Origin of the sequence: Corallococcus sp. CA049B, assembly GCF_003611685.1 — a bacterium.
Lineage (GTDB): Bacteria > Myxococcota > Myxococcia > Myxococcales > Myxococcaceae > Corallococcus > Corallococcus coralloides.
In genome coordinates, this window is record NZ_RAWC01000345.1 from 1 (window position 1) to 5,642 (window position 5,642).

The following is a 5,642-nucleotide window of genomic DNA, read 5'->3' on the forward strand; positions in this document are numbered from 1 at the left end:
ACCTCAAGAGCAGCGCTGAAAAGCGCAGCGAGAGGGAAGTGCCGACGAATCAGCGAGCCGAGACTCCTTAGCCGGGTCTCGGGGAACGCCGGTTCAAGCAAACCAAGAATACAATTGGAGAGTTTGATCCTGGCTCAGAACGAACGCTGGCGGCGTGCCTAACACATGCAAGTCGAGCGCGAATGGGGGCAACCCTTAGTAGAGCGGCGCACGGGTGCGTAACACGTGGATAATCTGCCTGGATGCCTGGGATAACCAGTCGAAAGATTGGCTAATACCGGATAAGCCCACGGTTTCTTCGGAGACTGAGGGAAAAGGTGGCCTCTGTATACAAGCTATCACAACCAGATGAGTCCGCGGCCCATCAGCTAGTTGGCGGGGTAATGGCCCACCAAGGCAACGACGGGTAGCTGGTCTGAGAGGACGATCAGCCACACTGGAACTGAGACACGGTCCAGACTCCTACGGGAGGCAGCAGTGGGGAATTTTGCGCAATGGGCGAAAGCCTGACGCAGCAACGCCGCGTGTGTGATGAAGGTCTTTGGATTGTAAAGCACTTTCGACCGGGACGAAACCGTAAAGCCTAATACGCTTTGCCTTGACGGTACCGGGAGAAGAAGCACCGGCTAACTCTGTGCCAGCAGCCGCGGTAATACAGAGGGTGCAAGCGTTGTTCGGAATTATTGGGCGTAAAGCGCGTGTAGGCGGCTTTGCAAGTCGGGTGTGAAAGCCCTCAGCTCAACTGAGGAAGTGCGCCCGAAACTGCAGAGCTTGAGTGCCGGAGAGGGTGGCGGAATTCCCCAAGTAGAGGTGAAATTCGTAGATATGGGGAGGAACACCGGTGGCGAAGGCGGCCACCTGGACGGTAACTGACGCTGAGACGCGAAAGCGTGGGTAGCAAACAGGATTAGATACCCTGGTAGTCCACGCCGTAAACGATGAGAACTAGGTGTCGTGGGAGTTGACCCCCGCGGTGCCGTAGCTAACGCATTAAGTTCTCCGCCTGGGAAGTACGGTCGCAAGACTAAAACTCAAAGGAATTGACGGGGGCCCGCACAAGCGGTGGAGCATGTGGTTTAATTCGACGCAACGCGCAGAACCTTACCTGGTCTTGACATCCTCGGAATCCTTCAGAGATGAGGGAGTGCCCGCAAGGGAACCGAGAGACAGGTGCTGCATGGCTGTCGTCAGCTCGTGTCGTGAGATGTTGGGTTAAGTCCCGCAACGAGCGCAACCCTCGCCTTTAGTTGCCACGCAAGTGGATCTCTAGAGGGACTGCCGGTGTTAAACCGGAGGAAGGTGGGGATGACGTCAAGTCCTCATGGCCTTTATGACCAGGGCTACACACGTGCTACAATGGCCGGTACAGAGCGCTGCAAACCCGCGAGGGGGAGCTAATCGCAGAAAACCGGTCTCAGTTCAGATTGGAGTCTGCAACTCGACTCCATGAAGGAGGAATCGCTAGTAATCGCAGATCAGCACGCTGCGGTGAATACGTTCCCGGGCCTTGTACACACCGCCCGTCACACCATGGGAGTCGATTGCTCCAGAAGTCATCTCACCAAGAGATGCCCAAGGAGTGCTCGGTAACTGGGGTGAAGTCGTAACAAGGTAGCCGTAGGGGAACCTGCGGCTGGATCACCTCCTTTCTAAGGAGACCGGGCATCGGGCTGACTCTTCGGAGCAGCAGGCGATGCCAGTAGCCGAAAGGCTATCAGGTCTAACTAGGTCAATGTTTCCGGTAAACAATCCATTATGAACTTCGGGCTTGCTGTTTGGTTTTGAAGGACCGAGCGAAGGCGGCTCGGCTCTTTGAGAATGAAGGACGCTGTAAGGTTCGCCGATGCTTTAGCCCTCCTGGGCCTATAGCTCAGCTGGCTAGAGCGCGCGCCTGATAAGCGCGAGGTCGGTGGTTCAAGTCCACCTAGGCCCACCACTCTTCTCCCTCACTGGAGGGAAGACAAAAAGAGTGACTGGTGCTGACGCGAGAGTCGGGGCTGTAGCTCAGCTGGGAGAGCGCCAGCTTTGCAAGCTGGATGTCGTCGGTTCGAACCCGATCAGCTCCACAAGTTTCCTGGAAGTCGCAGGGACGTTCTTTGACAAGTGCATACGAAGGGTAAGTTGCAATTTCTGCTGAGTGAAGTTCTCAACAGAAGTGCCGACTTCGAAATGAGTCTCACCTGGCGCCGCGAGGCAGCTGAGTGGGGCAAAAGCGAAGTCTCCCACACAAGAAGAAGCAGTGAGAAACAGCAATAAAGAATGTCTTCCGGGCCTGCTAGCGAAGAGCAGAGGTCTGGGCCTTGGTCTCCGAGTTTCGAAAATCCGCCGGGAGGCGGGCATTCGACAAGAGATTAGGGCAAGTAAGCTACTAAGGGCGTGCGGTGGATGCCTAGGTGCCAAGAGGCGATGAAGGACGTGGGTGGCTGCGAAAAGCTTCGGGGAGTTGCCAACCAAACGTTGATCCGGAGATGTCCGAATGGGGAAACCCAGCGCGGCGAATAGCTGCGTTACTGCAAACTGAATTCATAGGTTTGCAGAGCAAACCAGGGGAAGTGAAACATCTCAGTACCCTGAGGAAGAGAAAACAATGAGTGATTCCCAAAGTAGTGGCGAGCGAAATGGGAAGAGGCCAAACCAACGTCATGCAAATGGCGGTGGGGTAGCGGGTCCGCGGTAGGACTCTGGAGGGCTAGTGGAAGCGTCCTGGAAAGACGCACCAAAGAGCGTGATAGTCGCGTACACGAAAGCCAACTGGAGCTGAGCGGGTTACCCAAGTAAGACGGGACACGTGCAATCCTGTCTGAATCTGCCGGGACCATCCGGTAAGCCTAAATACTCCTTGGCGACCGATAGTGAACAAGTACCGCGAGGGAAAGGTGAAAAGAACCCCGGTGAGGGGAGTCAAAAGAACCTGAAACCGCATGTCTACAAGCAGTTCGAGCACTACGGCGCAAGCCAGTGCGAGAGCGTACCTTTTGCATCATGATTCGGCGACTTAATATACGTAGCGAGGCTAAGCCGTTAGGTGGAGCCGGAGCGAAAGCGAGTCCGAATAGGGCGCTAAGTTGCGTGTATTATAACCCGAAGCGGGGTGATCTACACATGGCCAGGTTGAAGTGCGGGTAACACCGCATGGAGGACCGAACTCATGAAAGTTGAAAATTTCTGGGATGAGCTGTGTGTAGGGGTGAAAGGCCAATCAAACTCCGTGATAGCTGGTTCTCCCCGAAAGATATTTAGGTATCGGCTCGGGTAATTCAATGCCGGAGGTAGAGCACTGAAACGGCTAGGGGTCTCACCAGATTACCAAACCGTATCAAACTCCGAATGCCGGCAATTGTTATCCCGGGACGCAGTCAGTGGGTGATAACGTCCATTGGCAAGAGGGGAATAACCCAGACCGACAGCTAAGGCCCCCAAATCTAGTCTAAGTGAACACTAGAAAGGATGTGGCAGGTCATTGACAACCAGGAGGTTGGCTTAGAAGCAGCCATCCTTTAAAGAAAGCGTAATAGCTCACTGGTCAAGACAGGCCGCGCCGAAAATGTAACGGGGCTCAAGACTAGTGCCGAAGCTTCGGGTCATGCATGTTTGGCATGCATGGCGGTAGGGGAGCGTCCCAGTTGCAGCGAAGGTGGACTGAAAAGGCCGCTGGAGCGACTGGGAGTGCTGATGCCGAAATGAGTAGCGATAAAGGGGGTGAGAAACCCCCTCGCCGTAAACCCAAGGTTTCCTGGGTCAAGTTAATCTTCCCAGGGTTAGCCGGGTCCTAAGCCGAGGCCGAAAGGCGTAGGTGATGGCAAGCAGGTTAATATTCCTGCGCCATCTTGCAGACGTTGAACTGAGGGAGGACGGAGAAAGCTAGGCGAGCTGACCGGTGGTTGTGTCAGTCTAAAGGCGTAGGGGTGTCGCGTACGAATAAAGGCGCGGCAGTCATCCCCGAGACCCCATGGCGCCCCGCAAGGGGTAAGTCGCTGATGCTCGGCTTCCAAGAAAAGTCCCGCAGGGAGTCTGCAGGGTGTCCGTACCGCAAACCGACACAGGTGGGTGAGGAGAAAATCCTAAGGCGCTTGAGAGAACTCTCCTCCAAGGAACTAGGCAAATTTCCACCGTAACTTCGGAAGAAGGTGGGCCTCTGGTAGGTGTAGGCGTACAGCCGAAGCCGAGAGAGGTTGCAGAGAAATGGCGGTAGCGACTGTTTACCAAAAACACAGGACTCTGCGAAGGCGACAAGCCGACGTATAGGGTCTGACTCCTGCCCGGTGCTGGAAGGTTAAGGGGATTCGTCAGCCGCAAGGCGAAGCGATGATCCGAAGCCCCAGTAAACGGCGGCCGTAACTATAACGGTCCTAAGGTAGCGAAATTCCTTGTCGGGTAAGTTCCGACCTGCACGAATGGAGTAACGACTTCCGCACTGTCTCGGAGAGGGACTCAGCGAAATTGAAATAGCTGTGCCGATGCAGTTTACCCGCAGCAAGACGGAAAGACCCCGTGAACCTTTACTACAACTTGACAGTGACACTAGGGATTGGCTGTGTAGGATAGGTGGGAGCCTTTGAAGCCGGGCCGCTAGGTTCGGTGGAGGCAACGGTGAAATACCACCCTGCTGATTTCTGGTGTCTAACCACGTCTCGTCAGCCGGGACTGGGACACTGTCTGGTGGGTAGTTTGACTGGGGCGGTCGCCTCCCAAAAAGTAACGGAGGCGCGCGATGGTTCCCTCAGCCCGATTGGAAACCGGGCGTCGAGTGCAATGGCATAAGGGAGCTTGACTGCGAGACCGACAGGTCGAGCAGGTGCGAAAGCAGGTCATAGTGATCCGGTGGTCCTGAATGGAAGGGCCATCGCTCAACGGATAAAAGGTACTCCGGGGATAACAGGCTTATCTCCCCCAAGAGTTCACATCGACGGGGAGGTTTGGCACCTCGATGTCGGCTCATCGCATCCTGGGGCTGGAGCAGGTCCCAAGGGTTTGGCTGTTCGCCAATTAAAGCGGTACGCGAGCTGGGTTCAAAACGTCGTGAGACAGTTTGGTCCCTATCTGCTGTGGGCGTAGGATACTTGAGAGGCTCTGACCTTAGTACGAGAGGACCGGGTTGGAGGCACCGCTGGTGTACCAGTTGTCTCGCCAGAGGCATCGCTGGGTAGCCATGTGCCGATTGGATAACCGCTGAAAGCATCTAAGCGGGAAACCGACCTCAAGACCAGGTATCCCGGGCGCAAGCCCCTGAAGACTCGTGGAAGACTACCACGTTGATAGGCTGGGTGTGTAAGCGCGGTAACGCGTTAAGCTAACCAGTACTAATAAGTCGAGAGGCTTACTTCCCCCATTCTCTTGCATGCCCCCTCAAGGGGAGTAAGGGACTCGGGGCCAAGGCCGAGGCCAGGACGCCACGAGCGCGTCCGCCCGGAAGGCAGCTGTTTCAATTGCTTCTTCGACTTCTCGAAGAGGCTTCACTCAAGCAGAAGCTTGCAACTTACCCTTCGTATGCACCGTCATTCGCTTTTCCGGTGGCAATGTCGGAGGGGTCACACCCGTTCCCATCCCGAACACGGAAGTTAAGCCCTCCAGAGCCGATGGTACTCCGCGGGAAACCGCGTGGGAGAGTAGGTCGCTGCCGGATTCTTTTTGAAAGCCCCTGG

2 tRNA genes and 3 rRNA genes are annotated in these 5,642 nt (G+C 55.6%); all 5 read left to right on the forward strand.

Features of this window, described 5'->3' with window-relative positions:
• Positions 1–111: 111 nt before the first annotated feature.
• The 5 genes from D7W82_RS38000 (at position 112) to rrf (ending at position 5,623) form a co-directional block, all read left to right on the forward strand.
• Positions 112–1,649: ribosomal RNA gene (locus D7W82_RS38000) — 16S ribosomal RNA — on the forward strand.
• 210 nt (positions 1,650–1,859) lie between these two features.
• Positions 1,860–1,936, forward strand: a tRNA-Ile gene (locus D7W82_RS38005).
• Between the two features lie 57 nt (positions 1,937–1,993).
• A tRNA-Ala gene (locus D7W82_RS38010) sits at positions 1,994–2,066 on the forward strand.
• A gap of 292 nt (positions 2,067–2,358) precedes the next feature.
• Positions 2,359–5,325 (forward strand): 23S ribosomal RNA (locus tag D7W82_RS38015).
• 181 nt (positions 5,326–5,506) lie between these two features.
• Positions 5,507–5,623 (forward strand): 5S ribosomal RNA (gene rrf, locus D7W82_RS38020).
• Together the 16S, 23S and 5S rRNA genes with 2 tRNA genes alongside form the textbook arrangement of a ribosomal RNA operon.
• The last annotated feature ends 19 nt before the right edge of the window (positions 5,624–5,642 follow it).